We start from the raw sequence: 26,063 nt of genomic DNA on the forward strand, positions 1-26,063 counted from the left end.
TCCCAGCAGCAAGGATTCTTAATGCCCTCCTCCGATGCCTCTCCCTTCACCATGGGTCCGGCCCTTTTGTTCTGCCCCGCTGATCGTCCGGAGCGTTTCGGCAAGGCAGCGGGTCGCGCCGACGCCGTCATCCTGGACTTGGAAGACGCCGTGGCGCCGGCGGACAAGCTGCGTGCACGGGAAGCAGTTCTCGCGCAGCAGGGCGCTGGCGGCTTGGAGCCGTCCCGGACCATTGTCCGCGTGAATCCGGTGGGGTCGCCCGATTTCGAGCTCGACCTCGCGGCTTTGGCGAAGACGCCCTACCGAACCGTCATGCTGGCCAAGGCGGAGAGCGCCGCGCAACTGAAGGCCCTCGAGGGGTACCAGGTGATTGCCCTGTGCGAAACCGCGGCCGGCGTGGTCAATGCGGCATCGATCGCTGCGGAACCGAACGTCGTGGCCCTCATGTGGGGCGCCGAAGACCTCCTCGCGTCGTTGGGTGGACTTTCCAGCAGGAACGACGACGGCGGGTACCGGGCTGTCGCATTGCACTCGCGTTCCGCTGTGCTGCTTGCCGCGAAGGCTGCAGGCAAGGAAGCCATTGATGCCGTGTACGTGAACATTCCGGACCTTGAGGGGCTCGGCGCCGAGTCACTGGACGCCGTGGCCAGTGGCTTTGGAGCCAAGGCCTGCATTCATCCGAACCAGGTGGCGGCGGTGCGGGAAGCATACGCTCCTGCCCCGGAAGCGGTCGCCCACGCTTCGGAGTTGCTCGAAGCCGCAGCCGCTGCCGGCTCAGGCGTGTTCCAGTTCAAGGGAAAGATGATCGACGGACCAATCCTGAAGCACGCAGAGTCTGTGCTTCGCCGGGCCGGTCGCTAACCCGCCGCGAAGTGGCACTTAATGCCAATGTTTGGCGGAAACACTGTCATTAATTGCCACCTCGCGGGAGTGCCGGGCGCTAGGCGCGTACCGCCGTCGCCAGCTCTGTCAGGGGGACAACGGCTGGGCGGTGGGCCGTGCTTCCAATGGAAACTGCTTTGCCGGACGTGGCTGATTCCAGGACGGATTCCATGACCTCCAAGGCGTGGAACGCCAGCTCACCGCCGGCCCTTGGTTCCTGCCCGGCCGGCGTTGTCGCGAGGTCGGCGATCCCGAAGCCCCGGCCCGAGTCCACATAGCCGGCCGAGACCGGTAGCGTCTCCCAATCCTCGGCGCCAAGCGCGAACAGTTGCACTTCGCCGTCGAAATGGTTGGGGTCCGGCACCACAAGCGAGCCCTTTTCGCCGTGGATTTCGATGTTGGGGCTCTTGGTCTTGACCGCGTCGAAGCTCATGAAGAGCGTGGACAGGGCACCCGAGGCATGGACCAGGACACCGGTCACGTGCGAGTCGATGGCCACGGGAACCTGCTGGCCTTCGCGGGGGCCGGAGCCGATGGTCCGCTCGTTGCGGGTATGGCTCGCGGCGCCCACCACTGAAACCACCGGTCCGAGCAGCGTCACGAGCGCCGAGACGTAGTACGGGCCCATGTCCAGCAGTGGTCCACCACCGGGCTGGTAGTAGAAGTCGGGGTTCGGGTGCCAGCGCTCGTGGCCCGGTGTGGCCATGGTGGCGGTGGCCGAAACCGGGGCGCCGATCAGGCCGTCGTCGATCGCCTTGCGGGCCGTCTGGATGCCTGTGCCCAGGACGGTGTCCGGCGCGCAGCCCACCACCACGCCCGCGGTGCGGGCAGCCTCGAGGACCTGGCGTGCTTCGGACGTGGTGGCAGCCAAGGGCTTTTCTCCGTAGACGGACTTCCCGGCGGCGATGGCCTTCAGCGCGATCTCTGCGTGGGCTGCCGGGATGGTCAGGTTCAGGACCAGGTCGATGTCATTTGCCGCCAGGAGCTCTTCTACGGACACTGCCCGGACGCCGTCGTACGAGTCGGCCACGGCCTGGGCACGGGAGGAATCGAGGTCGGACACGGCCACCAGATTGATCGACTCGAGACGGCGGAAATTGGTGAGGTACTGCTCCACGATCTTGCCGCAGCCGATGATGCCGACGTTCAGGTCATTGCCGCTGCTCAACGGGTTGCCCACAGCATGCCCCTTTCAATGATGGTGCGGACGTTGGTGTCCTGGAGTACTTCGACGCGGTGCCCGGGGGTGCAGACGAAGATACGGCCCTTGCCCCATTGCCGGGTCCAGATGGCGGGTGAGGTGACTTCGCGGTTCCACGGGTCCCATTCGCGGACCTTCTGGGTAGTGGTGGCCAGGACGTCGATGTAGTCGTCCGCGAGGACCCAATATTGCTCGGTGACCAGGTCAAAGTCGGACAGCCCTGCGGTGATGGGGTGCTCCGCGGCGGCCGGCAGCAGGTTCACGGTGTACGGGACGTAATTGTCCGACTGTTCTCCGATACGTTCCTCCGGGTGCTTGCCGGGATGGCAAGCGAACTGGCCTCCGATCAGGTGGAGGTAGTCCGAGTTGTTCCGGTAGGAATCCGCGATTCCACCGTGCCATCCGGCGAGTCCGGTGCCGTTCTCTACCGCTGTCCGCAAGCCCTCCAACTCGTCCTTTTCGATGGTGGACATGGTCATGCACTGCACGATCAGGTCCACTGAGGCCATGTAGTCGGGGTCGGCGTAGATCTTTGGCGACTCTTCCACCCGGAGCTCGAATCCCTGGGCTTCCAGGTAGGGGATGAAGAGTTCGGTGGCCTCGATTGGCTGGTGTCCGTCCCAGCCGCCGCGGACCACCAGGGCGCTCTTGGTGTTGTTTGTCATGGTTTCCTTCGTTTCGGGGCGTATCCGTTGGTGTCTATCGCGTGGCGAAGGCGGCATCGAAAGCCGCCGCCGGAGGTTGGATCGTGGCGAGGTCCCGGACCATGGCCAACGCCTGGGGGGCACCGACCAGCCGGTCCATTCCGGCGTCCTCCCACTCGATGCTGGTGGGTCCGTCGTAGCCGATCGCGTTGAGCGTCCGGAAAATCGGTTCCCAGGCGACATTGCCATGGCCGGCTGTGACGAAATCCCAGCCGCGTCGGGGGTCGGCCCACGGCAGGTGGGAGCCCAGGCGGCCGTTCCGGCCGTTGAGTTGGCGGACCGATTCCTTGACGTGGACATGGAAGATCTTGTCCGCGAAGTCCTGGAGGAACATCACCGGATCCAGGTCCTGCCAGATGAAGTGGGAGGGATCAAAGTTGAGCCCAAAGCTCTCCCGGTGGCCAATCGCTTCGAGGGTGCGTTTGGCCGTCCAGTAGTCGTAGGCGATTTCGGAGGGATGGACTTCCAGGGCGAATCGGACGCCCACATCGTCGAACACATCCAGGATGGGGTTCCACCTGTCGGCAAAGTCCTGGTAGCCGCGTTCGATCATGGCCTCCGATGCGGGCGGGAACATGGCAACGCATTTCCAGATGGAGGAGCCCGTGAACCCGGTGACGGTCTTGACGCCCAGCCGGGCCGCGGCCCGCGCCGTGGTCTTCATCGCTTCCGCCGCCCGTTGCCGGACTCCTTCGGGGTCTCCATCACCCCAGACTCCGGGGGACAGGATGTCCTGGTGCCTTTCATCGATCGGATCGTCACACACTGCCTGGCCGGTGAGGTGGTTGGCGATGGCGTGGACGGACAGATGGTGCTTGTCCAGGATGTCCAGTTTGTTCTGCAGGTAGGCGTCGTCCTCCATGATCCGCTGCGGATCCAGGTGATCTCCCCAGCAGGCGATCTCCAGGCCGTCGAAGCCCCATTCGCCGGCCAGGCGCGCGACTTCCTCGAACGGCAGGTCTGCCCATTGTCCGGTGAACAGTGTGATGGGCCGGTTCATGATGCCTCCTTGTGGACGTTCTCCCAGCGGCTGGCGTTGTTGGCGCTTTCCTCGACGGCGGCCAGCACCTTTTGGACCTGCAACGCGTCAGCGAACGACGGCGAGGGCTGCTCGCCTGCGTGGATGGCATTCACCAGATCCACCACCTGATGCGTGAAGCCGTGCTCGTAGCCGAGGCCGTGGCCGGTGGGCCACCAATTGGCGGTGTAGGGGTGGGTTGGTTCCGTGACCATGATCTTGCGGAAGCCGGCGTCGGGCTCAAGGGAGGCCTCGTAGAACTGGAGGGAGTTCATGTCCTCGAAGTCGAAGGCCAGGGATCCCTTGGTTCCGTTGAGTTCCAAGCGCATGGCGTTCTTGCGCCCCAGCGCGAACCGGGTTGCCTCGAAGATGCCGATGGGACCTCGGCGGGAACCGCCGTCTGTGCCTTGCCCGCCGGAGGAACTGCCGCCGTCGTGCTTGGGCGCGAAACGGGCCGTGAACAGGGCCGCGTCATCCACCGTGACCGGACCCTTGGGCCCGTCCGGGCCGCCTTGCCCGCCGAGGCCCACCAAGTCGCCCGCGAGGGGGCGTTCCGTAACGAACGTTTCCAGAAGCGCGGACACGCCGGTGATGTCCATGCCGGTGATCCACTGGGCAGCATCGATGCTGTGCGCCCCGATGTCACCGAGGGAACCGGAGCCGGACTTTGCTTTGTCCAGGCGCCACGTGAGCGGGGCGTTGGCGTCGGTCAGCCAGTCCTGCAGGTACTGGGCCCGGACATGGCGGATGTCACCCAGGCGTCCTTCCTCCACCATTCTCTTGGCCAACGCGAGGGCAGGCGTCCGGCGGTAACTGAAGCCGCACATGGAGAGCACGCCGCGTTCAGCAGCGGCCTGGGCTACCACGGTCATCTTTTCGGCCTCCGCCACGGAGTTGGCCAGCGGCTTTTCGCAGAGCACGTGCTTGCCGGCTTCGAGGGCAGCGATGGCGATTTCGGCGTGCGTGTTGCCCGGGGTGCAGATATCGATCAGGTCAATGTCATCGCGGTCCACCAGGGCCCGCCAGTCCGTTTCCACCGAGTCCCAGCCGTACTTTGCCGCTGCCGCACGCACCCCGGCCTCAGTACGGCCGGCCACCGCTGTCAATTGCGGTGAAAGGGGGAGGTCGAAGAAGCGGGGCGCGGTCCGCCATGCGTGGGAATGGGCGGCGCCCATGAAGGCGTAGCCCACCATCCCTACCCGCAAGGGTTTGCTGTCAGCCATGGGAAATCCTTTCTATTTGCTGAATCCGGCGGTCAGGCCACTGAGCAGTTGGCGGCGCCCTACGACGTAGAGCACCAGGATGGGGAGGGTGCTCAGCACAACCGAAGCCAGGACGGCCGGAATGTTGACGCTGTATTCGCCCTGGAACGTCCACAAAGCCAAGGGAAGGACGCGCAAGTTGGGGCTTTGGGTGAGCACCAATGGCAGCAGGAAGCCGTTCCACACATGGAGCCCGTTGTAGATGGACACGGTGACGATTGCGGGCCGGGTGAGTGGCAGGGCCAGCCGCCACATGGTTTGCCATTCGCTGCAACCGTCAAGCCGCATTGACTCGAAGAGCTCGTTGGGAACGTCCCGGATGAAGTTGGACAGGATAAGGACCGTCAAGGGGATGGCAAAGGCGATCGAGGGCAGCATGATGGCCAGCAGGCTGTCATAGAGGTTCAAACGGATGATCATCAGGTAGATCGGGATAATCGTCGCCTGCAGCGGGATGGCCAGCCCCATGAGGAACATCCCGTTCACCAGTTTGAGGAACCGGCCACGGCCACGGACAATCGCAAAGGCCGCCATGAAGGAGATCAGGACCGTGGGGACCACTGCGCCCAACGTGACCATCACGCTGTTCATGAAGTACCTGGCGAAATCGGATTCGAGGACCAATTGGTAATTCTCGAAGGTGGGCGAGGTCGGTGGCGCCAGGGGATTCTGGCCGAAGTAGCCTTCGGACGTCTTCAGGCTGGTAATGACGATGTAGTACACCGGAATGATAATGACGGCGAGCCAGATCCAGCCGCCAAGGCCGCCCGGGAGGTTGAGCCGCCGGATGCGCGTCAGCAGGCCTTGCCGGTTGGCTGGGGGTTTCGCGGGCGAGCCTGCTACCGGCGATTGTTGTTGGGGTGTCAGAACTGTGCTCACGCTACATACCTTCCAATTGGCTGCCCTGCTTGTCCTTGCCTCCGAGCCGCTGGAGGAAGAGCGCCAGCACGAGGCCGATCACAACGAGAATGACGGCGATGACACTGGCCGGACCCATGAGGTTGGCCCGGAAGCCGCGCAGGTACATGTCCAGGGCCAGGATCCGCGTGGAGTTGCCTGGGCCGCCGCCCGTCAGGACGAAAATCAGGTCGAAGTACGTCAGGGATCCCACCACCATCAACGTTGAGGACGTGATGATGGTGTATTTCAGTTGCGGGAGCGTGATGTGGAAGAACTGCTTGATGGTCCCCGCACCATCGATTTGGGCGGCCTCGTACAAGGACTTGGGAATCTGCCGCACGCCGCCTTGGTAGATCAGCGTGTGGAAGGGGACGAACTGCCAGGCGATGACGAAGATGACCAGGCCCAGGGCAAGTTGCGGCACACCGAGCCAGTCCTGCGCAAGGAAAGGCAGGCCCAGGCCCATGGCCAGGCCAAAGTTCGGGTCGAGGAGGGCCTTGAAGGCGATGGCGACGGCGGCTGAGGACAACAGGAGCGGCAGGAAGTAGAGGACAGCCAGGGCGGCCCGGTACTTCTGGCTCCCTGCTGTGAAGACGCCCAGCAGGAGACTGATGGGGGTTTGGACCAGCCATGACACGATCATGATCAGGAACGTGAGGCCGAGTGCGTTGTACAGGCCGGGATCGGCAAGGACGCTGAACCAATTGTCCAGTCCGGCAACACCTATCGCTCCGATGCCGTCCCAGTTGGCGAAGCTCAGGAAGAGCACACCCACCAGGGGGACCACAGCGAAGAAGACGAAGAAAACCAGTGCAGGCACGGTCAGCCAGGCGAGTGCGGAGTTCTTCCGGCCCTCAGATGCGTCTACAGTCCGGCGGGCCACCGGCCTGGCTGCAGTAGAGGTGCTCATTTGCCCAGGGTTGCGTTCATGTTCTCGGCGAACTGCTGCGGGGTGATCGACTTTAGGAAGAGTTGGTCGATGTTGTTAAGGAGAGCCTCGGCTGCGGTTGGGCTCAGGGCCTGGTCCCAGGACTGCTGGAACGTGGGAGCGTTCTTGGCCAGGTCGTAGACGAAAGTCAGGAAGTCCTTGTCTGCAGAGGACGAAAGCTTCTCGTCAATGCCGTTCACAATCGGCACGGAACCCGAGTTGATGTAGGCGTCAATGACCGTGTCAGTCATGATGCCGTCCTTGAAGAACTTCTTGGCGGTCTCTTTTTCCTTGTCGGAGGCCTTCGACGAGATGGACATGTACTGCGCCGGGTTGCCAACGCCGCTCTTGGGATCGCCCTTGCCGCCGGCCACCGTGGGGAACTGGACGAAGCCGAGCTTGCCGTCCTGGACAAAGTTTTGTCCGTCCTTCTTCATGGATCCGTAGGTCCAGGAACCATGGAGCATCATGGCGGCCTTGCCGGTGAAGAGGAGGGCCTGGTCTGCTTTGGAATCCGCAGTAATGGAGGAGAAGCCCTTGATGAAGCCATCGGCGGAGACGAGTTCCTGGATCCTGGTGCCGGTTTCGATCACCGCCGGGTGCTTCCACGCATCAGCTTTGCCTTCGAAGATGGCGTTGAAGACCTCCGCACCTCCGATGCGGTCCAGCAGGTACTCCAGCCACATCATCGAGGTCCAGCGGGACTGGCCGCCCAGCGAGAACGGAGCCACTCCCATGTCGTTGAACGTCTTCACCAAGGACATGATGTCGTCCCAGGTCTTGGGCGGCTGGACGCCGGCCTTCGCGAACAGATCCTTGTTGTAGTAGAGGACGATCGGTGCAACGGCCTGGTTGGGCAGCGCGTAGATCTTGCCGTTGACGGTGGCTGCTCCAAAGGACGACGGGAAGAACTTCTTTTTCAGGTCCGGGTTGGCATCGAACCATGCCGTCAGGTCTTCCACTTGGTTGGCTTCGGCGTAGGTCTTAAGGCCGCCTCCGCCCCAGCCGTAGACGATGGTCGGTGCCTGGCCTGCGCCGATGGCGGTCTTGATCTTCGTTTTGTACGCGTCGTTTTGGAAGTACGTGATGCTGATCTTGTTGTCGGCATTCGCGGCGCCGAAGGCATCCGCTGCCTTCTGCATGATGCTCTGGTTCGGCTCTCCTGTCAGGAACCACATGCTGGCGCCGCCACCTCCGCCGGTTGCGCCGGGACCTGAAGTTCCGCAGGCGGTGGTTGCCATGGCCGCGAAAGGCGTGAGGGCAGCGAGGGCCAGGAAGGAACGGCGGGAGGACTGGAATTGCTTCATTGCTTCTCCATGTGTTTTCGCATGATTGAACAAGGGAGTCTTCGAAATGCTTCGAAAAGTTTCGCAAACCCGATTTAGGTTGCGGTCTAAACTAAAGCGTGGACAGATGGTCGTCAAGGGCTTATTTCCTCATATATGAGCAGATCTTGTCTTGAGTGCCTCAATGCACGATGATCAGAGCACGTCGAAAGTTTTCGAAAGCAGGACGCATGGGAATCAGTAGGGAGTCGGCCAAGCTGACTCTGGCCGCCGTTGCCAAGGAAGCCGGCGTTTCCACCCCGACGGTCTCGAAAGTGGTCAATGGTCGCGAAGACGTGGCCGAAGGGACCCGGGCGAGGGTCCTGGCAGCGCTGCAACGCACAGGCTACAAATCGCCGCTGCAGCGCCGGGCCGTGCCGGAGCGCCGGGCCGTGGAGGTGGTCTTCGATTCATTGAATTCGGCCTACTCCGTGGAAGTGCTCAACGGCATCATGGAACACGCCGCGGCAACGGACATGGAGGTGATCCTCTCGGTCACCAGTCGCGAAGGTTCCTCACCGCTGGGTCCGGAAGAACGCGCCCAGCGGATGATCGACGAGGGCCGGAGCGGAATGATTGTGGTGACCTCCGCTTACAACTCCGCACAGTTGGAAGCCTTCCAGCGGCGGCAGGTTCCCATCGCCGTCGTCGACCCGCTCAATCCGCCACCGGCGGATGTCTGCAGCGTGGGTGCCAGCAACTGGGCAGGCGGAAAAGCCGCGACCACGCACCTGCTGGAGTTGGGGCACCGCAACATCGCCTTCATCGGTGGTCCCGCCGAGGCCGAATGCAGCCAGGCCCGCCTGCACGGCTACATGGCCGCGCTGATGGCTGAAGGCATCGCCGTGGACCACGAGTACGTCTCTGCCGGTGCGTTCCGGCCGTCCAACGGCGTCCGCGCCATGAAAGCCTTGCTTGCCCTCGACAACCCGCCCACGGCCATCTTCGCTGGAAGTGACAGCATTGCCCTGGGCGTCCTTGCAGAGGCGCGGAGGCAGCATGTCAGGATTCCGGACGACATGAGCCTGGTGGGATTCGACGGGACGCACCAAGCCGAACAGTCCGTGCCGCCGTTGACCTCCGTTTCCCAACCACTGCAGGAAATGGGGCGGTCGGCCCTGCGGTTCATCCTCCGCCAAATGCACGGCGAAGACATCGACTCCCGGCGGGTGGAACTCGCCACCCACTTGGTGGTCCGCGAGTCCACGGCACCGCCGCGTGCTTCCCACGGGGGCCCGGGCGCCCGCTGATCCCTAACTCCCGCTGATCCCTGACTTTCGCCAATCCTGCTGGCTCACCTGCAATCCTTCGCTTTTGCGTCACGAACGCCTCACCCCGGCCACTTCTGGGTTGTGACCGGTGCGATCTTGGCCAGTCCTGACCACAGGCAGGTCAATCCCGGGACGGGTTTGATCGCACAGGTGAAAGCCAGCGAAGGAGAACCACGTGACCGATCTTCGAACCCCAGGGGCCGCGAAGCAGCCGCCGCACCGTTACCGCTTGACGGTGCCCCACGCGGATGAAGCCGTCATCGCGTGGCTGGAGCTGCAGGACAACCAGTCGCTGTCCATCCGCGTGCTGATCCGGGAAAGCATTGCCCGGCAAGGCTATGTGGACATCGTCAACAGGCCTGTCGTGCAACTCCCCGCCGGCAGGGAACGTCCGGTGGACAGCATCTCCGTTGAAGCTTCCGACGCCGGGCCGGAGGAACCCACGCGTGTCCCTGCCGATCCGGGAGCTGCTCAGAAGAATCCGCCTGCGTCGGCACCCGTTGACGTCAACCACCTCTTCGCCCAACTGCGGCGATAACGGCGCCCGCTGCAACCCGAACCCCACCCACGCACACTGAAGGGACTTTCCCATGACCATTTCGACCAATCTCACCGGCGGCATCGACGTAGGCAATGGCTACGTCAAGGGAATCATCCGCGGACCGCTGGGTTCCGGTGGCTCCGATGGCGATGAGATCGACCTTCCCAGCGGCGTGGCACTCATTACCCGGTCCAATGCACTGCCAACACCGGACCGCGAGGCGCCCGCCCGGATGGAGGGCGACTTCTACAACGAGTTGGACGTGAGCTTCGACTCGCCGCTGATAGGTGACCAGTACCGGCGCCTCTTCGGCCTCAGGGCGCTGAGCGCCCAGGGAGCTTTCGAGGAATTCGATGTCATTGGGCACAGGAGCAAGGCCCAGCAGGAACTGAGCAAAATCCTGGTCATGGGCGTGTTCGCAGCCAAGGCCGTCCGTGACCACGTGCGCGCCAACGGCTCATTGCCCCCGGTGGAGGAAGTCCTGAGTGTGCGTGCCCGGGTGGCACTGGCACTGCCCATCGATGAATACCTCTCGCACCGGACCAGCTACGCCGCGGAGTTCATGAGCGGCGTCCACACCGTGACGGTGCACAACTTCGAGACGCCCGTTACGGTCAAGCTGCGCTTCATGGACGTGCAGGTCATCCCCGAAGGCGCATCGGCGCAATACGCGATCACCGCCAAGGGCGAGCCCTTGATGGAAGCGATGCTTGCCGATGTCCGCCGCCGGGGCCTGGCCCTGGACGGCATCACCCCAAGGGATGTCCTGGCCGCGCAGCACACCATCGGCATCGACATTGGCGAAGGAACCGTGAACTTTCCGGTCTTCACGGCGGGCCAGTTCAACGCCGATGCATCCACCACGTTCAAGAAAGGCTACGGATCGGTGCTGACCGATGCCATGAAGGCCATGCGGGACCGCGGATTCCAGACCGGGTTCACCTCCCGCAAACAGCTTTCCGAGTACTTGCACGCCGGGCCGTCGCGGCTGAAGCTGAACTTTTACGATCGCGTCAAGGCATTCGTGGACGAAGAGACCATGTTCTTCGCTAAGGAAGTTGCCGAACAGTTCGGCCGGGTCCTGGCCGTGGTGGGCGCCACCACGGAGGTTGCCTACGTCTATGGCGGCGGAGCCGGGGCCGGAGCTGTCAAGGAGTACCTGTACAGCGCCCTCCTGGCCAAGGCCGCGGAGATGAACAGCGAGGATTCATTCCCCACTCTGTACCTGGATTCGAGCTACTCCCGGCACCTCAACCGCGAAGGCCTCTATATCGCGGCCGAAGCGGTGGAACAGAAAGCCGTGACCGTACCAACCAGCAAGCGGAGCAGCAAGCGTGCGTTGCCTGAGGAAAGCCAAGGACTGGTGGACGCCACGGTTTAGCGCAGGACGGCTACGGCAACCACTGGCGTCTGGAAGCAAGGGACAACGGGGGAATGGCCTCGTACAAGGGCACGCGTACCCAGCGTTGGCCGGTTTCTCTGAACTCGGCCCGGCTGGCGAACCGGTACAGGAAGGTGCGCACCCGCACCCAACGCGGGCGTTCGCCGTCGAACGGGTCATGGCGAAGCAGTCCCAGCGTTGCCGCGTCGGCCGCCAGGAGCCTGTCCAAAAAGGCGTAGAACCAGTCCTCGTGGACGGTTCGCAGGGGCAGGAACCACATGAGCCAGTCCAGGCGGAGGTGATAGGGCGCCCACTGCCGCGGCAACCGGCGGACATCGCCGGGCTTGCCCTTGAATCCGTACTCCAGCCATCGATCGTCCGGCGCGTCCGCCTGTTCGTCCAGCGTCCCTTCGACCACCACTTCGATGCGTTGCTTGGTGACCGTTCCGAACGCTCCGTAGGCGTTGACCAGGCGCCACCGGTTAAAGCTTGCGTTCATGAGCTGCCTGCGCGAGAACAGGTTGCGGAGCGGGCGGTAGCTGAGCACCAGCAACAGTGCCGTCACGGCCAGTACGACGCCGGTCCACCAGGCCGGGGATGGGGCGCCCGGGTGCCACTCAAGCGGAATGAAGGGGAACACCGCGTGGGCCACGGGGTCGCTGACGGCGGCGAACGCCAAGACGATGGCCGCCCAGTTGAGCCAGGCGAAATTGCCGCTGGCCACCAGCCACAGCTGGGTGACGATGATGATCCCTGCGGCGATGCCGGCCAACGGCTGGGGTGCGAACAGGAAGAAGGGACCACCAGTTGGGCGAAGTGGTTGCCGGCCACTTCCACCTTGTGCAGGGGCCGCGGGAGCAAGTGGGCCTGGCGGCTCAGCGGTCCGGGCATGGGCTGGGTCTCGTGGTGGTAGAACATGGCGGTCATGTCCCGCCACTCCCTTCCGCCGCGGATCTTGATCATGCCGGCGCCGAACTCCAACCTGAAAACGAGCCAAACGAGCAGGAGCAGGATGGTGGTGGGTGGGGGAGTCTGGTCCGAGCCGAGGAACGCCACGGTGAAACCGGCTTCCAGCAGGAGGATCTCCCAACCGAAACCGTAGAACGTTTGCCCCACATTCACGATCGACATGTACAGGAACCACAAAGCAAGGAACGCCAGCATGGGCACCCACGGCGGCCCTGCCTGTGGGACGCCGAATACAAGGGTCGTCGAGACGGCCAGGCCCACCCAGCACACCAGGCGCAACAGCCGGTCCGAGTAGCGCCAACGGAAGAGGGTGGGCCTGCCCATCCGCCGCGCCATGGCCACGAAGTCCGGAACGGGAAGCAGGCCGCGCTCGCCCAGGAGTGCCGGGAATTGGTTCAGCGTGGACAGGAAAGCGAGGAAATACAACGCAGCGGTTCCACGCTGCAGGACCTGCCTCGCGAACTCGTAATCCCGCGCGTCGAACCAGGAAAGCCACTCCACGATTCCCACGCTACGCCCGCGGGCCTGGTGGTCAACAGGGTCTCCACCTGCAGGTGCCGCGGCGTTCACCGGGCAGCGCGGCTACTGGGATACTGGAAGCATGCAGCCGCGAAAGATCGTCATCCTCGGGTCCACCGGTTCCATCGGCACACAGGCCATAGAGGTGATCGACGCCGCGCCGCACCTCTTCGAGGTAGTGGCCCTGAGCGCAGGCGGTGGAAACCCGGAGCTGATTGCCCGGCAGGCCGTGCACACGCGCGCACAGGCCGTTGGAATCGCCAGGGGCGAAGGCGGCCAGTTACGCCAGCTGATCGCCGGCTTCGCGGCGGCTGCGGGCCTTAATAGCTACGAGCCGGACATCTACGTGGGCCCGGACGCTTCAACGCACATTGCGGCCATCCCCTGTGACGTGGTCCTCAACGGCATCACGGGCTCCATCGGGCTGGCTCCAACACTGGCTGCCTTGGGCTCAGGTGCCACACTGGCGCTCGCCAACAAGGAGTCCTTGATTGTTGGCGGCGCCTTGGTGAAGGCAGCCGCCAGGCCGGGCCAGATCGTCCCCGTGGATTCGGAGCACTCCGCCATCGCCCAATGCCTGCGTTCCGGTACGGCAGGGGAAGTGGACAAATTGATCCTCACCGCTTCCGGGGGCCCGTTCCGCGGGCGGACCCGGGAGCAACTCCATGAGGTCACTCCGCGGGAAGCCCTGGCACACCCCACCTGGGACATGGGCCTCATGGTCACCACCAACTCCGCCAGCCTGGTGAACAAGGGCCTGGAAGTGATCGAGGCGCACCTGCTGTTCGATGTTCCCCTGGACAGGATCGATGTGGTGGTGCATCCCCAGTCGGTGGTCCATTCCATGGTCCAGTTCGTGGACGGCTCCATCATCGCGCAGGCCTCACCGCCTGACATGCGGCTGCCCATTGCGTTGGGCCTTGGCTGGCCGGACCGGGTGCCACGCGCCGCCCAAGCGTGTGACTGGACCCAAGCCACCAGCTGGACTTTCGAACCCTTGGACTCTGTGGCGTTTCCGGCCGTTGACCTGGCCAAGGACGCCGCGAAGCAGGGGAGTACCTTCCCGGCCGTGTTCAACGCAGCCAACGAGGAAGCCGTGGAGGCGTTCCATGACGGCCGCATCCGTTTCACCGACATCGTGGATACTGTGGAGTCCGTCCTCAGCGAACATTCAGGGTCCTCCGAGCTAACCGTGGAGTCGGTGCTGGATGCTGAAGTGTGGGCACGCGCCCGTACCCACGATCGTTTAGCCACCAGCACCTTGTAGCCAAACCTACCCAGTCTTGATGGAAGCAGTCCCAGCCGCATGAGTCCCGTCCTTCTCTTCATCCTCGGAGTCGTTTTCGTCGCCATCGGCGTCGCTGTCTCCATCGCGCTTCACGAAGTGGGCCATCTGGTTCCCGCGAAGCTCTTCAAGGTGCGCGTGACCAAGTACATGATCGGCTTCGGGCCAACCCTGTGGTCGCGGAAGAAAGGTGAAACGGAGTACGGGTTCAAGGCACTTCCGTTGGGCGGGTACGTGGCGATGATCGGCATGTACCCGCCGAACAAGGAAGACGGCGGTGTCCGCCCGTCCAGCACGGGCATGTTCCAGACCTTGGCTTCCGAAGCCCGTTCCGTGGCGCACGAGGAAGTGGGCCCCGGTGACGAGAACCGGGTGTTCTACAAGCTGCCGGTATGGAAGAAGATCATCGTCATGCTCGGCGGTCCCGCCATGAACATGCTCATTGGCCTGGTGCTCACGGCCGTCCTCCTCATGGGATTCGGCACCGCGCAGGCAACCACCACTATTGCCGACGTCTCCAAATGCCAGGTGGCCGCCGGGCAGACCGTGGATCCCGATTCCGCCGACTGCAAGCCCACCCCGGCCGCCGCGGCAGGCCTCCAGCCCAACGACACCGTCAAGACCTTCGACGGTAAACAGGTCACCAGTTGGGATGAACTGACGGGCTGGATCAGGGCGTCCGCGGGCAAGGAAGTTCCCATCACCGTGGAACGCAATGGGTCCGTTGTATCTACCACGGTCACTCCGGTCCTCTCTTCCCGTCCGGTCATTGGCACCGACGGCCGCCAGGAGCAGGATGCCAGCGGCGTCCTCAAATACCAGGAGGTTGGATTCCTGGGAATTGGCGCCCAAAGCGCCTTGGTGCCCCAACCGGCGTCGAGCGTTTTGCCCATGGCAGGGGAGAACATCAAGCAGATTTCCGGTGTGATCTTCAACCTGCCCGCCAGGGTGGTGGGCGTCGCCAAGGCTGCCTTCAGCGAAGAGCCCCGGGACCCGAACGGCCCCATCAGCGTGGTGGGCGTGGGGCGCGTTGCAGGCGAAGTCGCAGCCATGGAACAGGTGCCGTTGCAGGCCAGGATCGGCACGCTGGTGGGGCTGCTCGCAGGCCTCAACTTCGCTTTGGCGATCTTCAACCTCATCCCCCTCCTTCCGCTGGATGGCGGACATGTGGCCGGTGCGCTCTATGAAGGCGTTCGACGCCGGGTGGCCGCCTTGCGCGGCAAGCCCGACCCCGGAGCGTTCGACATCGCCAAGCTGCTCCCGGCTACCTATGTGGTGGCCGCGCTCCTGATGGCGATGGGTGCGCTGTTGATCTACGCGGACATCGTCAAGCCGGTCAACATCTTTGGCTAGGCCGATTGGCGGGACCTTCCGATGGCGGATCATGCCGCGGAGCGGGATAGGCTAACTCCATGACTGTTTTCGCTGTTGAGTATGTGTACGTCGCCGAATCCGGCGCCCTCCGCGATGAAGCCCGCCCCGCCCACCGTGCCTGGCTCGGCGATCTGGCAGAAGAGGGCAAGCTCCTCGCGAGCGGCCCGTACGGTGACGGCGCAGGCGCCCTCCTCGTCTTCAAATCCCAGGATGAGGCCGAACTCAATGAACTCCTGAAGAAGGACCCGTTCGCGGACGCCGGCGCCATTGCCGGAATCCGCACCACCGAATGGTCCCCGATCATCGGCCTCCTCTCGGACCACGTGTCCTAGTCCGGGCATCCCACCACCAGATACACCCCAAACCCAAGGAGTCCACGTGACCTCGGTCAGCCTGGGAATGCCAGCAGCCCCACCACCCGTCCTTGCCCCGCGCCGTAAGACGCGGCAAATCAAGGTTGGATCCGTTGGTGTTGGCTCTGATTACCCCATCAGCGTGCAGTCCATGACCACCACGCCCACCACGGACATCAACGCCACGCTCCAGCAGATCGCCGAGTTGACGGCCTCCGGCTGCGACATTGTCCGTGTTGCCTGCCCGTCCGCGGACGACGCCGAGGCGTTGCCGATCATCGCCCGCAAGTCCCAGATCCCCGTCATCGCGGATATCCACTTCCAGCCGAAGTATGTGTTCGCCGCCATCGAGGCAGGCTGCGCAGCGGTCCGGGTCAACCCGGGAAACATCCGCAAGTTCGATGACCAGGTCAAGGAAATCGCAGCTGCTGCCAAGGACCACGGCACGTCCATCCGGATCGGCGTGAATGCCGGCTCGCTGGAGCCCGGCATCCTCAAGAAGTACGGCAAGGCCACTCCGGAAGCGCTGGTTGAGTCGGCAGTCTGGGAGGCCTCGCTGTTCGAGGAACACGGATTCCACGACTTCAAGATCTCCGTGAAGCACAACGATCCCGTGGTGATGGTTGCTGCCTACGAGATGCTCGCAGAAAAGGGCGACTGGCCCCTGCACCTCGGCGTCACGGAAGCCGGCCCCGCGTTCCAGGGAACCATCAAGTCGGCCACGGCTTTTGGTGCTTTGCTGTCCCGTGGCATCGGCGACACCATCCGCGTCTCCCTCTCCGCACCGCCGGTGGAGGAGATCAAGGTGGGCAACCAGATCCTGCAGTCCTTGAACCTGCGTCCGCGCAAGCTGGAGATTGTCTCCTGCCCGTCGTGCGGCCGCGCCCAGGTGGATGTGTACACCTTGGCCGAACAGGTGACCGCCGGCCTGGAAGGCATGGAGATTCCGTTGCGCGTCGCCGTCATGGGCTGTGTGGTCAACGGACCGGGCGAGGCCCGCGAAGCCGATCTCGGCGTGGCTTCAGGCAACGGCAAGGGACAGATTTTCGTGAAGGGCGAAGTCATCAAGACCGTGCCCGAAAGCGAAATTGTTGAGACACTGATCGAAGAGGCGATGCGCATCGCCGAAGAGATGGGGGAGGCCGATGGCGAAGATGCTGTCAAAGGTAGCCCCGTGGTTAGCGTCTCGTAACGGGACCGGCCTGGGCGTCAGGGTGCTCGGCGGTGCCGACACCCTGGCCCTTCGCGCGCTTGCGAACCAAGACCCCGTAGCCAACGTCTTCATCCTCGCCCATCTGGACAGCGTGGGGACGGCCGCGCCCACCAGCGGCGGAGCCAGCGTCATCGGCGTTTTCGACGACGACCGGCTGCTGGGCGCTTGTTGGGCGGGGGCCAACCTGGTTCCCGTGCAATTGGACCCCGAATTGGTGGGCGACGTGGCAACGGCCGCCCATCAGTCGGGTCGCCGCTACGCATCCATTTTCGGGCCGGCGGAAACCGTGCTGGCCCTCTACTCACGGTTCGAACAACTGGGCCACTATGCCCATGAGGTTCGTTCCCGGCAACCGCTCCTGACCATTTCCGGTTCACCGGCTATTCCGGCCAACCCGTCCCTCACCTTCGGGACCATGGCGGATTTCGACGTCATCCTTCCGGCCTGCGCCGCCATGTTCGAGGAAGAAGTGGGGTACTCGCCTTATCTGGGCGGCCAGGACTTCTACAGCCGGCGCGTTGCGGGGCTCATCCGGCAAGGTCATTCCCTGGTTCACATCGATGCCCGGGGCACTGTGGTGTTCAAGGCCGAACTCGGCGCCGTCACGCAGGACGTCACCCAGGTGCAGGGCGTCTGGATGAATCCGGACCTTCGTGGCCGCGGCCAGAGCGCAGGCTACATGGCCGCCGTCGTCAATCTCTCCCGGACCTTCGCCCCGGTGACGAGCCTTTACGTGAACGACTACAACTCGAAGGCCCGGGCAAGCTACGAGCGGGTGGGCTTCAAGCAAGTGGGAACGTTCGCGACTGTGTTGTTCTAGGCGCAGTCCAGCTCGCCCGTCAGGTACCGGTGGATGGTGGGTGTCACCATGCGTGCCACGTCTTCTTCGGAGGCCGACGCCAACGGCTCCAGCCGGACAACGTAGCGGGCCACCATGAGGCCGATCAGCTGCGAGGCCACCAGGTTGCCGCGGAGCCTGGCTTCCTGCTCGTCCATGGGAAGGCCAGTGGCGATCCGGGCCAGGACCGTCCTGCTCACCATTTCGCGGAGGAGTGCCGTCTTCGCCTTGGAGCCGATGGTGCCCCTGACAAATGCCACCAAAGCGTGCTGCGCGGGCCCTTCCCACAGCCGCAGGACCGCTTTGACGATTGCCTCGGCTCGGGCGGAAGGGTCAAGGGCGTCGACGCCGGCCAGGACCTCGGCCGGGTCCGCGGGCAACTCCACGCTCGCGGCGAAAAGTTCGTCCTTGCCTTTGAAGAAGTGGTGCACCATGGCCGGATCCACGGAAGCTTCGCGGGCAACCTGGCGCAGGCTGGTGCCATCGAATCCCTGCTCGGCGAAGAGTTTGCGGGCAGCAGTGAGGATGGCTTCCCTGGAATGGTCGCCGGCTCCCCGGCGGCCCCGGCGCAAGGGCTGCAGGCTCATGCAGTCTGCCTCCGTAGTGTCAGTGAGGCAAGGACCAGGACTCCCACCACGATTGCTCCCATCACCAGCGTGTCCTGCCAGAGTACCTGTGTTGCCTCGGTATTCCCCGCGATCTCCTGCAGCGCGTCCACGGAGAAGGTCAGGGGCAGGACTCCGGCGATGGCGTCGAGGACGTCGTTCATGTGGTCTCGTGCCACGAACAGGCCGCACAACAGGATCTGCGGCACCACCACAACCGGCATGAACTGCACGGCCTGGAACTCGGTCCGGGCGAAGGCTGAGCACAGCAGTCCCAAGGCAACGCCCAATACGGCGTTGATCACGGCGATCATCACCACCAAACCCGGGCTGCCCTTGATGTCCAGGTTGAAGACCCAGTAGGCCACGGCCGTGGCCACCAACGACTGCATCGCGGCCATGATGGAGAATGCCAGGGCGTAGCCGAAGAGCAGGTCGGCTTTGTGGATGGGCGTGGTGAGCAGCCGTTCCAGCGTCCCGGAAGTCCGCTCGCGGAGCATGGTGATCGAGGTGACCAGGAACATGACCACGAACGGGAAGATCGCCAGCATCATGAGCCCAACACGGTCGAAGGTGCGCGGGACGCCTGGAGGCAGGGTCTCATTCTCGAAAAGGAAGTACACCGCCGCGAGCAGCAGGGCCGGCACCACCAAGATGAGGCCCACGCTGCGGTGGTCGTGGCGCAATTGGCCCAAAACCCTGACAGCGGTGGCCAGCGTCATGCGCGGATTCATGATGCCACGGTCCTTTCGTGACGGCCCAGCGTCGGGGCCGAAGTCCCTTGGCCTTCATTGATCATGTTCAGGAATGCCCGTTCCAGGTCTTTGCTCCGCCCGCGTTCGGCGAGTTGGTCCGGAGTCAGTTGCGCCAACAGCAGCCCGTCGCGCAACAGCAGGAGCGAGGAACAATGCGATGCCTCTTCCATGACGTGGCTGGACACCAGCAGGGTGGTGCCTGTTTCAGCCATGGCGGCGAAGCGTTCCCAGAGCTCCGCGCGCAGTACCGGGTCCAGCCCTACGGTCGGTTCGTCCAGTACCAGCAGTTTCGGGCGGGACACCAAGGCGCACGCCAGCGAAACGCGGCTGAACTGTCCGCCGGACAGGTCCGCGGCCTTCCGGCGGGCAAAGTCCTGGAGCCCGACGGCGGCAATCGCCTCGCTGGCGTCGGCCGCCGTCGCGCTGTGCATGGCTCCGAAGTACCTGACGTTTGCCTCGACGCTCAAGTCCCCGTAGACGCTGGCGCCCTGGGTGACATAACCGACGTCGTGCCTCAGGGCCGCGCTCCCGGCGGGCAGCCCCAGGACAGTGAGGGAGCCGTGGGTGAGGCGCTGGACGCCGACTATGCCGCGCATGAGCGTTGTCTTTCCGCTGCCGGACGGGCCAAGGAGCCCCGTGATCCGACCGCTGCCCACTGCGAAATCGAGGCCGCGGATGATCTTGGTCCGGCCACGCGAGATGTGAAGCCCTGATGCTTCGATCGCACTGGCCTGCGTCCCTCCAGCGTGCTTGGCAACCCGGGACATGGCGACCTCCGAGACTGACAATTCACCACCTGATGAAATAAAAGTAGGTCCGTGCACCTCCTTGGTCAAGGCCGGATCATGCCCGGGAATCCTTGAAAAGGTGTCTCCAATCACATACATTCGTCCCTAGCCGTGTCGTTGGGGTGCGGGTGGCTAGGGGGAAATCATGACTTTGACCTTGAAGGTTGCTACACGCAGCTGCGCCACCCGTGAGTTCGGCAATGACCAATGCTTCCCAGTCGCAGGCGATCCCATTCCGCTGGAGGGAATGGGGGACTAGTCCCCGGACAGAGTCTGCGGCCGGCCGGCCGTTGAGCCACGCCATCGCAGGATGACCAGCCGGATTCGGCCAGGGGCTTCCAAACGCGAAGGCGTGGCTCTTCTGTGTCCCGCGTTCCAGAGGGGCGCCGCGCAGCCGGTAGATTAGTACACAGTTCTTTTTGCCCTGACTGCCATAGAAACGGATAGGTACCCGTGGTCCTTCGCCTTTCCCAGTTGTTCCTGCGCACCCTGCGCGAAGATCCCGTCGATGCCGAGGTGGCCAGCCACAAGCTCCTGGTCCGAGCCGGCTACATCCGCCGCGCCGCCCCCGGTATCTACACCTGGTTGCCGCTGGGCCTGAGCGTGCTGCGCAAGGTGGAGGAGATCGTCCGCCAGGAGATGGCGGCCATCGGTGCACAGGAAGTGCATTTCCCGGCCCTCCTTCCCCGCGAACCCTACGAGGCCACCAACCGCTGGACCGAATACGGTGAAGGCCTTTTCCGCCTCCAGGACCGCAAGGGCGCCGACTACCTCCTGGCACCCACGCACGAGGAAATGTTCACGCTGCTGGTCAAGGACCTGTACTCGTCCTACAAGGACCTGCCGCTGAGCATCTACCAGATCCAGAACAAGTACCGCGATGAGGCACGTCCCCGGGCGGGCCTCCTCCGCGGCCGCGAGTTCATCATGAAGGACTCCTACTCCTTCGATGTGGACGACGCCGGCCTGGACGCCAGCTATGCGGCCCACCGTGCTGCCTACCTCAAGATCTTCGAACGGCTCGGCCTGGAAGTCATTCCGGTCGCCGCGACGGCCGGTGCCATGGGTGGCTCCAAGAGCGAAGAGTTCCTCTTCCCCACGGAGATCGGCGAGGACACCTTCGTGCGCTCCGCAGGCGGCTACTACGCCAACGTCGAGGCCGTCACCACGGTTGTTCCGGCCGACATCGACTTCAGCAATGCCCCCGCAGCGGAGGTGCTGGACACCCCGGATACCCCCACCATCGAAACGCTGGTGAACGCAGCCAACCAGCTCTCGCCCCGCAGCGAGGCCGACGGCGGCGCCTGGACTGCCGCTGACACGCTCAAGAACGTCGTCCTTGCCGTCACGCTGCCCACTGGTGAGCGCCAGATCGTCGTCATCGGCGTTCCGGGCGACCGCGCCGTGGACCTGAAGCGGGTTGAAGCGAACATCGGCGCCTTCCTGCCGATCGCCGGAGAGATCCAGCTCGAGGCTGCGAACGAGGAAGACCTCAAGAAGCTGCCGTGGCTCGTCAAGGGTTACATCGGCCCGGGCCTGTCCTTGGAAGAACCCGTCCTTGGCCTTGAAGGTTCTTCGAAGCTGCTGTTCCTGGTCGATCCCCGCGTGGTCTCCGGAACGGCTTGGGTCACCGGCGCCAACCAGGACGGAAAGCACGTCTTTGGGCTCGTTGCCGGACGCGACTTCACGTGGGACGGCGTCATCGAAAGCACGGAGGTCCGTGCCGGTGACGAGGCCCCCGACGGCTCGGGTCCGCTGCAGACCGCCCGTGGCATCGAAATGGGCCACATCTTCCAGCTGGGCCGCAAGTACGCCGAGGCACTGGACCTCAAGGTGCTGGACCAGAACGGCAAGCAGGTAGTGGTGACCATGGGCTCCTACGGCGTGGGTGTCACGCGCGCCGTCGCAGCCCTCGCCGAAGCCAACCATGATGACCGTGGTTTGGTTTGGCCGCGAACCGTGGCCCCCGCCGACGTCCACGTGGTGGCTGTTGGCCGTGGCGACGAAATCTTCGAGACCGCGGAGAAGCTGTCCGCCGAGTTGCAGGACGCCGGACTGGACGTCATCTACGATGACCGCCCCAAGGTTTCCCCGGGCGTGAAGTTCGGCGATGCCGAGCTCCTGGGCGTCCCCACCATCCTGGCCGTGGGCCGCGGACTGGTTGACGGCGTCGTGGAGATCAAGGACCGCCGCAGCGGCGACGCCGAGAACGTGTCGGTGGACAAGGCCGTGGACTACGTGGTCAACGCCGTCCGCGGCCGTTGATCTCCGGCTTCGAGTCGATCCAGCTCACCACGGTCATCCTGATCGTGGTGGCTGGATTCGCTGCTGGCTGGGTTGACGCCGTGGTGGGTGGCGGGGGACTGATCCAGCTTCCCGCACTGCTCCTCGTCCCGGGAATCACGCCCGTCCAGGCCCTGGCCACCAACAAGATGGGCTCGATTTTCGGTACCACTACCAGTGCCGTGACCTTCTACCGCCGCGTCGGTCCCGACCTCAAAACAGCCATCCCCATGGCCGTCATCGCCTTGGCAGGAAGTTTTGGCGGAGCCATCCTGGCAGCGTCCTTGCCGGCCAGCGTCTTCAAGCCCATCATCGTAGTGGCGCTCATCGCCGTCGCAATCTTTACGGCACTGCGCCCCAATGCCGGCGAGCTGACGGCGCTTCGGCACGATGGCCACAAACACTATGTGGTGGCATGCCTGATCGGGGCAGCCATCGGCTTTTATGACGGCCTGATTGGCCCGGGAACCGGTTCGTTCCTGGTCATCGCCCTGGTGTCGGCCATGGGGTACGCCTTCCTGGAGGCCAGCGCCAAGGCCAAGATCGTCAACATGGCCACCAACGCCGGGGCGTTGATCTTCTTCCTGCCCCACGGCTCCCTGCTGTGGGGACTGGGGCTGGTGCTGGGCCTGTCCAACATGGCCGGCGGCTACCTCGGTGCCCGGACGGCCGTGGCCAGGGGTAGCAGCTTTGTCCGCATCGTTTTCCTGATCGTGGTTGCCGCGCTCATCATCAAGCTCGGCGTGGACGTCTGGAACGACAACTTCGCGTAGGCCTCAGGTGACCGCTTCGCCGGGACCGGGGAGGTCGTGCGCGGACGGGAGGTCCGCCAACGCTTTGCCCGCGAGCGTGCTGGCCACCCAGAGGGAACGGGCCAGATCGCTGGCATGACCCGGTTTCCGGGCGTACCACAGTGCATTTTCCACTTCCCTCGCCACACCCCATTGCCGGGCGGTTTCCGGGTCCAGGCCCGCGGCGAGGCTGAAGTCGGCGCACCGCTCCCGCAAGGCAGCCTCCGGAGAGGTGCGCGGGAGGTCCTTGATGCGGTTCCACAGGACCGGGGCGACCGCGAACTCGGCTTCGCCAACCTGCGGCTGCGGGTCGATCGCAAGGTATTCGCCGCCGTCACGCTCCGCAAGGATGTTCATATAGTGCAGGTCGGTGTGTACCAGGACGTCCCTGCTGGAACGGCGGCCAACGGCTCCCCGGGTCTGGCAGACCTCAAGGGCTGCCTCCAACAGCCAGCGGGGAAAGGGGCGGTTGAGCTGTTCCCAATCCTGGGGCAGTTCATCGCTCCAACGCTCCGCCGTCGCCGCCACGTGCTCGAACGCACGCCACTGCGGCCGCTCGTCAGGGCTGATGGAGAGGCGGCGCACAATGCCACCCCAGGCATCGCGGGCCACGTCCAGGGGAGAGTCCTGCAGCCAGGCAGAGGCATCAAGGCGCTCGAGCAGCATGGAGCAACTGCCTGCATCCGACTCCAGCATCCGTACGGCCCCGTGGCCGTCCCACAGGGTCAGCGCATGCCGCTCCACCAAGGCTTCGTCATGGGGGTAGGCGATCTTGAGGGCGCCCTGGATGTGGTCCCGGAGGACCGGAACCACCAAAGCTCCATGGCCGCTCCACGGTTCAGTTCCCGGGGCCAGGTCAACCGTCAGGTCCCACCGGTCCAGGGAGTCCCGGATGAGCCCAGGCAGGCTTGCCAGCCAGTCACGACCCGCTGAGTCGCGGTTGTACCTGGCGTGCAGGTCGCCCGGGATGGGGACCATGGCGTGGATTCTCACGCGATCAGCCTAGCGCCGCGGAGCTCCCGGGCCGTCAGAAAACGCCGCTGGCGCCCAACAGGCTGCCGATGGAGAACGTCGCGGCCAGCGCCAGGGCACCGCCCAGGACCACCCGCGCAGCCGCCCGGAACCTGGAGGCGCCGCCGATCCACGCTCCGACGGCACCCGTGACCGCCAGGGCGAGCAGCACTGCGGCGAACGTCAAGGGCACCCGAAGACCGGGAGGCGGAAGGAGGATGGCCAGCATGGGCAGGATGGCTCCGAGCGTGAAGGCAACCGCGGAAGCGAAAGCAGCATTCCATGGGCTGACGATGTCGTCCTCCTGGATGTTCAGCTCGGCGGACAGGTGGGCGGCCAACGCATCATGCTCGGTCAACTCGCGGGCCACGGTGCGGGCGGTCGCAGCGCTGAGGCCCTTCGCCTGGTAGATCGCGGTGAGCTCTTCCAACTCTTCCTCAGGCTGTTCGGCGAGCTCCCTGCGCTCCTTTTCAATGAGGGCCTTCTGGGTGTCGCTCTGGCTGCTCACGGAGACGTATTCGCCCAGGGCCATGGAAATCGCACCACCTACCAGCCCGGCAGTCCCGGCGGCCAGGATGGGGCCCGTGTTGGTGGTTGCACCGGCCACGCCCACCACGATCGCTGCGACCGAGACGATTCCGTCATTCGCCCCGAGGACGCCGGCACGCAGCCAATTGAGCCGGTGGGCGAGGTCGTCGCGGTGTGGTTCGTTCCCGTGCATCGTGGCAGGTTCTGCTGAGGCCATGCACCCAGCCAAGCACCGCCATGCCGTCTCCGCCAGCATGGCTAGGCTGGCCTATCCCCGGCTGGAAGCGGGGGAAAGCAGCTGCGGCAGGTCGCCGTCGTCGAGCTTGAGTCCCGGCAGCGACGTCTGGGCAGAACCCCACGCTGCAGCGCGGCGGGCAGCGGCCAGCAGCGTTTCCACGGCCCACTCCCGGGTGGGACCGGTGGACAGGGCCACGAGATCGCCGAACACCGGCAGGGATTCCCTTTCCAAAGTGCCCAGTGCCGCAGCAGGGTCCCCGGCGAACTGCGTTGAGAGGCTGTAGCCGGCCTCCCGGTTGGGGACGTCACCGCAATTGAGCCGGGTGAGGGATTCCGCCTGTTCCAGGAGGCGCTCATGGGTGGTGAGCGCCTTGGCGGCCGTCACCGCGGCCGCGGCATCCAGGCGCTTGAGTGCTACCTGGTGGACGTAGACGGCCTGGTGCTCGGACCGCACAGCGGCGGCCAGGGCGGCGTCCGTCGTGGCTGCTGTGGGCTCCGGCGTCGGGCTCACCGACGGGCACGAGGTCCTTGCCTGCCCGGACGTTGTGGCTTTCCTGTCCGGACCTGCGGAGGGGACGGGGAGCTTCAACAGGCTTGCCAGCCGTTCGGCGTCCAGGACCTGGGCGATCCCGACGGCGGCGAGCAGCCGGGCGGTTCCGGCGTCGGCCTGCTTGGCGTCCTCGAGCCGCTTCCGGCCGCTCGCGGCCAGGTCCGTGATGAAGGAAGACGCCGTGGGTTCCGGGGCACGAGCACTGCTGGAAACGGGGGAGGGAGTACCGGATGCTACCGGGGACAACAGGGCCCGGGCATGGGTTGTCAGCAATGTCACAGAACCCGTCCAGGTGCCGGCTCCGATACCGGAGGAGGGCGCGGCAGCGAGCGAGGAAGCCGAATCACGAAGCGCAAGGGCGTCGTTGAAGGCGCCGCTCCGTGCTGTCTCCGAGAAGGGAACGGCCGCCGGTTGCCCGGAATCCCGGGGAAGAAGGACCATTCCGGTGCCGATCACGAGCAGGGCGACGATCGAAACGAGCGCAAACCGGACCCAGTGGCGGGGCGGCCGTTTTTCACTTGTTTGCTCGTTCACAACACACCATGGTGTCA

At 64.5% G+C, this 26,063-nt stretch carries 25 protein-coding genes and 1 pseudogene; 11 read left to right on the plus strand and 15 right to left on the minus strand.

Going from position 1 to position 26,063, the window contains the following annotated elements:
• Positions 1 to 21: 21 nt before the first annotated feature.
• On the plus strand, positions 22 to 861 hold the full coding sequence (locus ACH488_RS10105; protein ID WP_397323949.1) for an HpcH/HpaI aldolase/citrate lyase family protein: 840 nt from the start codon (positions 22 to 24) through the stop codon (positions 859 to 861).
• A 79-nt stretch (positions 862 to 940) separates the two neighbouring features.
• Here ACH488_RS10105 and ACH488_RS10110 read toward each other — a convergent pair whose 3' ends face one another.
• The 7 genes from ACH488_RS10110 to ACH488_RS10140 are packed head-to-tail and all read right to left on the minus strand — an operon-like array spanning position 941 to position 8,202.
• Complete coding sequence (locus tag ACH488_RS10110) at positions 941 to 2,062, minus strand: Gfo/Idh/MocA family protein (RefSeq protein WP_397323951.1); 1,122 nt, start codon at positions 2,060 to 2,062, stop codon at positions 941 to 943.
• Positions 2,047 to 2,748, minus strand: coding sequence for a ThuA domain-containing protein (locus tag ACH488_RS10115; protein ID WP_397323952.1), 702 nt, complete (start codon positions 2,746 to 2,748; stop codon positions 2,047 to 2,049). The genes ACH488_RS10110 and ACH488_RS10115 overlap by 16 nt, the downstream gene beginning before the upstream one ends.
• A gap of 34 nt (positions 2,749 to 2,782) precedes the next feature.
• Complete coding sequence (locus ACH488_RS10120) at positions 2,783 to 3,787, minus strand: sugar phosphate isomerase/epimerase family protein (protein WP_397323954.1); 1,005 nt, start codon at positions 3,785 to 3,787, stop codon at positions 2,783 to 2,785.
• On the minus strand, positions 3,784 to 5,028 hold the full coding sequence (locus tag ACH488_RS10125) for a Gfo/Idh/MocA family protein (protein WP_397323956.1): 1,245 nt from the start codon (positions 5,026 to 5,028) through the stop codon (positions 3,784 to 3,786). The genes ACH488_RS10120 and ACH488_RS10125 overlap by 4 nt, the downstream gene beginning before the upstream one ends.
• Positions 5,029 to 5,040: 12 nt before the next feature.
• The gene (locus tag ACH488_RS10130) at positions 5,041 to 5,946 is read right to left on the minus strand and encodes a carbohydrate ABC transporter permease (protein WP_397323958.1); all 906 of its coding nucleotides are present in this window, start codon (positions 5,944 to 5,946) and stop codon (positions 5,041 to 5,043) included.
• A gap of 1 nt (position 5,947) precedes the next feature.
• Entirely contained in the window at positions 5,948 to 6,877 is a 930-nt protein-coding gene (locus ACH488_RS10135) for a carbohydrate ABC transporter permease (protein WP_397323960.1), read from the minus strand.
• Entirely contained in the window at positions 6,874 to 8,202 is a 1,329-nt protein-coding gene (locus ACH488_RS10140) for an extracellular solute-binding protein (RefSeq protein WP_397323962.1), read from the minus strand. The genes ACH488_RS10135 and ACH488_RS10140 overlap by 4 nt, the downstream gene beginning before the upstream one ends.
• Positions 8,203 to 8,411: 209 nt before the next feature.
• Here ACH488_RS10140 and ACH488_RS10145 point away from each other — a divergent pair, with 209 nt between their 5' ends.
• The 3 genes from ACH488_RS10145 to ACH488_RS10155 all read left to right on the plus strand — a co-directional run bounded on the left by ACH488_RS10145 (position 8,412) and on the right by ACH488_RS10155 (position 11,413).
• Positions 8,412 to 9,470: a LacI family DNA-binding transcriptional regulator gene (locus ACH488_RS10145; protein WP_397323963.1), complete on the plus strand. Its 1,059-nt coding sequence runs from the start codon at positions 8,412 to 8,414 to the stop codon at positions 9,468 to 9,470.
• 196 nt (positions 9,471 to 9,666) lie between these two features.
• Entirely contained in the window at positions 9,667 to 10,029 is a 363-nt protein-coding gene (locus ACH488_RS10150; RefSeq protein ID WP_397323964.1) for a hypothetical protein, read from the plus strand.
• A gap of 52 nt (positions 10,030 to 10,081) precedes the next feature.
• A complete protein-coding gene (locus tag ACH488_RS10155; RefSeq protein WP_397323966.1) occupies positions 10,082 to 11,413 on the plus strand; it encodes a hypothetical protein in 1,332 nt (443 codons plus the stop codon).
• A gap of 10 nt (positions 11,414 to 11,423) precedes the next feature.
• On the opposite strand, the gene ACH488_RS10160 is transcribed toward ACH488_RS10155, so the two are convergent.
• Complete coding sequence (locus ACH488_RS10160; RefSeq protein ID WP_397324077.1) at positions 11,424 to 11,978, minus strand: lipase maturation factor family protein; 555 nt, start codon at positions 11,976 to 11,978, stop codon at positions 11,424 to 11,426.
• A 135-nt stretch (positions 11,979 to 12,113) separates the two neighbouring features.
• Positions 12,114 to 12,718: pseudogene (locus ACH488_RS10165) on the minus strand (lipase maturation factor family protein); the annotation flags it as partial.
• Between the two features lie 265 nt (positions 12,719 to 12,983).
• Here ACH488_RS10165 and dxr point away from each other — a divergent pair.
• Genes dxr through ACH488_RS10190 form a run of 5 tightly spaced genes read left to right on the plus strand, consistent with a single transcriptional unit; the run spans position 12,984 to position 17,946 of the window.
• The gene (dxr, locus tag ACH488_RS10170) at positions 12,984 to 14,168 is read left to right on the plus strand and encodes a 1-deoxy-D-xylulose-5-phosphate reductoisomerase (protein ID WP_397323968.1); all 1,185 of its coding nucleotides are present in this window, start codon (positions 12,984 to 12,986) and stop codon (positions 14,166 to 14,168) included.
• A 39-nt stretch (positions 14,169 to 14,207) separates the two neighbouring features.
• Complete coding sequence (locus tag ACH488_RS10175; protein ID WP_397323970.1) at positions 14,208 to 15,539, plus strand: M50 family metallopeptidase; 1,332 nt, start codon at positions 14,208 to 14,210, stop codon at positions 15,537 to 15,539.
• A 59-nt stretch (positions 15,540 to 15,598) separates the two neighbouring features.
• Positions 15,599 to 15,892 carry a YciI family protein gene (locus tag ACH488_RS10180; protein WP_397323971.1) on the plus strand — a complete coding sequence of 98 codons (294 nt, stop codon included), beginning with the start codon at positions 15,599 to 15,601 and terminating at the stop codon, positions 15,890 to 15,892.
• Positions 15,893 to 15,938: 46 nt separating this feature from the next.
• A complete protein-coding gene (ispG, locus tag ACH488_RS10185; RefSeq protein WP_397323972.1) occupies positions 15,939 to 17,105 on the plus strand; it encodes a flavodoxin-dependent (E)-4-hydroxy-3-methylbut-2-enyl-diphosphate synthase in 1,167 nt (388 codons plus the stop codon).
• The gene (locus ACH488_RS10190; protein WP_397324078.1) at positions 17,068 to 17,946 is read left to right on the plus strand and encodes a DUF4081 domain-containing protein; all 879 of its coding nucleotides are present in this window, start codon (positions 17,068 to 17,070) and stop codon (positions 17,944 to 17,946) included. The genes ispG and ACH488_RS10190 overlap by 38 nt, the downstream gene beginning before the upstream one ends.
• Here the strand turns inward: ACH488_RS10190 and ACH488_RS10195 are convergent.
• Genes ACH488_RS10195 through ACH488_RS10205 form a run of 3 tightly spaced genes read right to left on the minus strand, consistent with a single transcriptional unit; the run spans position 17,943 to position 20,091 of the window.
• Positions 17,943 to 18,551: a TetR family transcriptional regulator gene (locus ACH488_RS10195; RefSeq protein WP_397323974.1), complete on the minus strand. Its 609-nt coding sequence runs from the start codon at positions 18,549 to 18,551 to the stop codon at positions 17,943 to 17,945. The two genes, ACH488_RS10190 and ACH488_RS10195, sit on opposite strands and share 4 nt — an antisense overlap.
• Positions 18,548 to 19,291, minus strand: a complete 744-nt coding sequence (locus ACH488_RS10200; protein WP_397324079.1) for an ABC transporter permease — start codon at positions 19,289 to 19,291, stop codon at positions 18,548 to 18,550. Before ACH488_RS10200 ends, ACH488_RS10195 begins: the two co-directional genes overlap by 4 nt.
• 8 nt (positions 19,292 to 19,299) lie before the next feature.
• Positions 19,300 to 20,091, minus strand: coding sequence for an ABC transporter ATP-binding protein (locus tag ACH488_RS10205; protein ID WP_397324080.1), 792 nt, complete (start codon positions 20,089 to 20,091; stop codon positions 19,300 to 19,302).
• Between the two features lie 474 nt (positions 20,092 to 20,565).
• Between ACH488_RS10205 and ACH488_RS10210 the strand changes: the two genes are divergently transcribed.
• Together ACH488_RS10210 and ACH488_RS10215 are read left to right on the plus strand one after the other, a co-directional pair.
• Complete coding sequence (locus ACH488_RS10210; RefSeq protein ID WP_397323975.1) at positions 20,566 to 22,377, plus strand: proline--tRNA ligase; 1,812 nt, start codon at positions 20,566 to 20,568, stop codon at positions 22,375 to 22,377.
• Positions 22,374 to 23,168 carry a sulfite exporter TauE/SafE family protein gene (locus ACH488_RS10215; protein WP_397323977.1) on the plus strand — a complete coding sequence of 265 codons (795 nt, stop codon included), beginning with the start codon at positions 22,374 to 22,376 and terminating at the stop codon, positions 23,166 to 23,168. Before ACH488_RS10210 ends, ACH488_RS10215 begins: the two co-directional genes overlap by 4 nt.
• A 3-nt stretch (positions 23,169 to 23,171) precedes the next feature.
• Here ACH488_RS10215 and ACH488_RS10220 read toward each other — a convergent pair whose 3' ends face one another.
• From ACH488_RS10220 to ACH488_RS10230, 3 genes are read right to left on the minus strand one after another with little or no spacing between them, the layout of a single operon-like run.
• Entirely contained in the window at positions 23,172 to 24,164 is a 993-nt protein-coding gene (locus ACH488_RS10220; protein WP_397324081.1) for an aminoglycoside phosphotransferase family protein, read from the minus strand.
• Positions 24,165 to 24,213: 49 nt separating this feature from the next.
• Positions 24,214 to 24,942 (minus strand): VIT family protein, encoded by a 729-nt coding sequence (locus ACH488_RS10225; RefSeq protein WP_397323978.1) that lies wholly within the window; start codon positions 24,940 to 24,942, stop codon positions 24,214 to 24,216.
• A gap of 51 nt (positions 24,943 to 24,993) precedes the next feature.
• Entirely contained in the window at positions 24,994 to 26,046 is a 1,053-nt protein-coding gene (locus ACH488_RS10230) for a DUF4439 domain-containing protein (protein WP_397323979.1), read from the minus strand.
• Positions 26,047 to 26,063 lie beyond the last annotated feature (17 nt).

Origin of the sequence: Paenarthrobacter sp. NPDC018779 (assembly GCF_044391085.1) — a bacterium.
In the GTDB taxonomy this organism is placed as follows: domain Bacteria; phylum Actinomycetota; class Actinomycetes; order Actinomycetales; family Micrococcaceae; genus Arthrobacter.

Coding starts and splice junctions, on each gene's coding strand:
- ACH488_RS10220 (WP_397324081.1), bottom strand. CDS start 24,164: ATGGTCCCCATCCCGGGCGACCTGCACGCCAGGTACAACCGCGACTCA.
- ACH488_RS10115 (WP_397323952.1), bottom strand. CDS start 2,748: ATGACAAACAACACCAAGAGCGCCCTGGTGGTCCGCGGCGGCTGGGAC.
- ACH488_RS10105 (WP_397323949.1), top strand. CDS start 22: ATGCCCTCCTCCGATGCCTCTCCCTTCACCATGGGTCCGGCCCTTTTG.
- ACH488_RS10175 (WP_397323970.1), top strand. CDS start 14,208: ATGAGTCCCGTCCTTCTCTTCATCCTCGGAGTCGTTTTCGTCGCCATC.
- ACH488_RS10155 (WP_397323966.1), top strand. CDS start 10,082: ATGACCATTTCGACCAATCTCACCGGCGGCATCGACGTAGGCAATGGC.
- ACH488_RS10125 (WP_397323956.1), bottom strand. CDS start 5,028: ATGGCTGACAGCAAACCCTTGCGGGTAGGGATGGTGGGCTACGCCTTC.
- ACH488_RS10190 (WP_397324078.1), top strand. CDS start 17,068: ATGCTGTCAAAGGTAGCCCCGTGGTTAGCGTCTCGTAACGGGACCGGC.
- ACH488_RS10225 (WP_397323978.1), bottom strand. CDS start 24,942: ATGGCCTCAGCAGAACCTGCCACGATGCACGGGAACGAACCACACCGC.
- ACH488_RS10205 (WP_397324080.1), bottom strand. CDS start 20,091: ATGTCCCGGGTTGCCAAGCACGCTGGAGGGACGCAGGCCAGTGCGATC.
- ACH488_RS10140 (WP_397323962.1), bottom strand. CDS start 8,202: ATGAAGCAATTCCAGTCCTCCCGCCGTTCCTTCCTGGCCCTCGCTGCC.
- ACH488_RS10120 (WP_397323954.1), bottom strand. CDS start 3,787: ATGAACCGGCCCATCACACTGTTCACCGGACAATGGGCAGACCTGCCG.
- ACH488_RS10200 (WP_397324079.1), bottom strand. CDS start 19,291: ATGACGCTGGCCACCGCTGTCAGGGTTTTGGGCCAATTGCGCCACGAC.
- dxr (WP_397323968.1), top strand. CDS start 12,984: ATGCAGCCGCGAAAGATCGTCATCCTCGGGTCCACCGGTTCCATCGGC.
- ACH488_RS10180 (WP_397323971.1), top strand. CDS start 15,599: ATGACTGTTTTCGCTGTTGAGTATGTGTACGTCGCCGAATCCGGCGCC.
- ACH488_RS10145 (WP_397323963.1), top strand. CDS start 8,412: ATGGGAATCAGTAGGGAGTCGGCCAAGCTGACTCTGGCCGCCGTTGCC.
- ACH488_RS10135 (WP_397323960.1), bottom strand. CDS start 6,877: ATGAGCACCTCTACTGCAGCCAGGCCGGTGGCCCGCCGGACTGTAGAC.
- ACH488_RS10195 (WP_397323974.1), bottom strand. CDS start 18,551: ATGAGCCTGCAGCCCTTGCGCCGGGGCCGCCGGGGAGCCGGCGACCAT.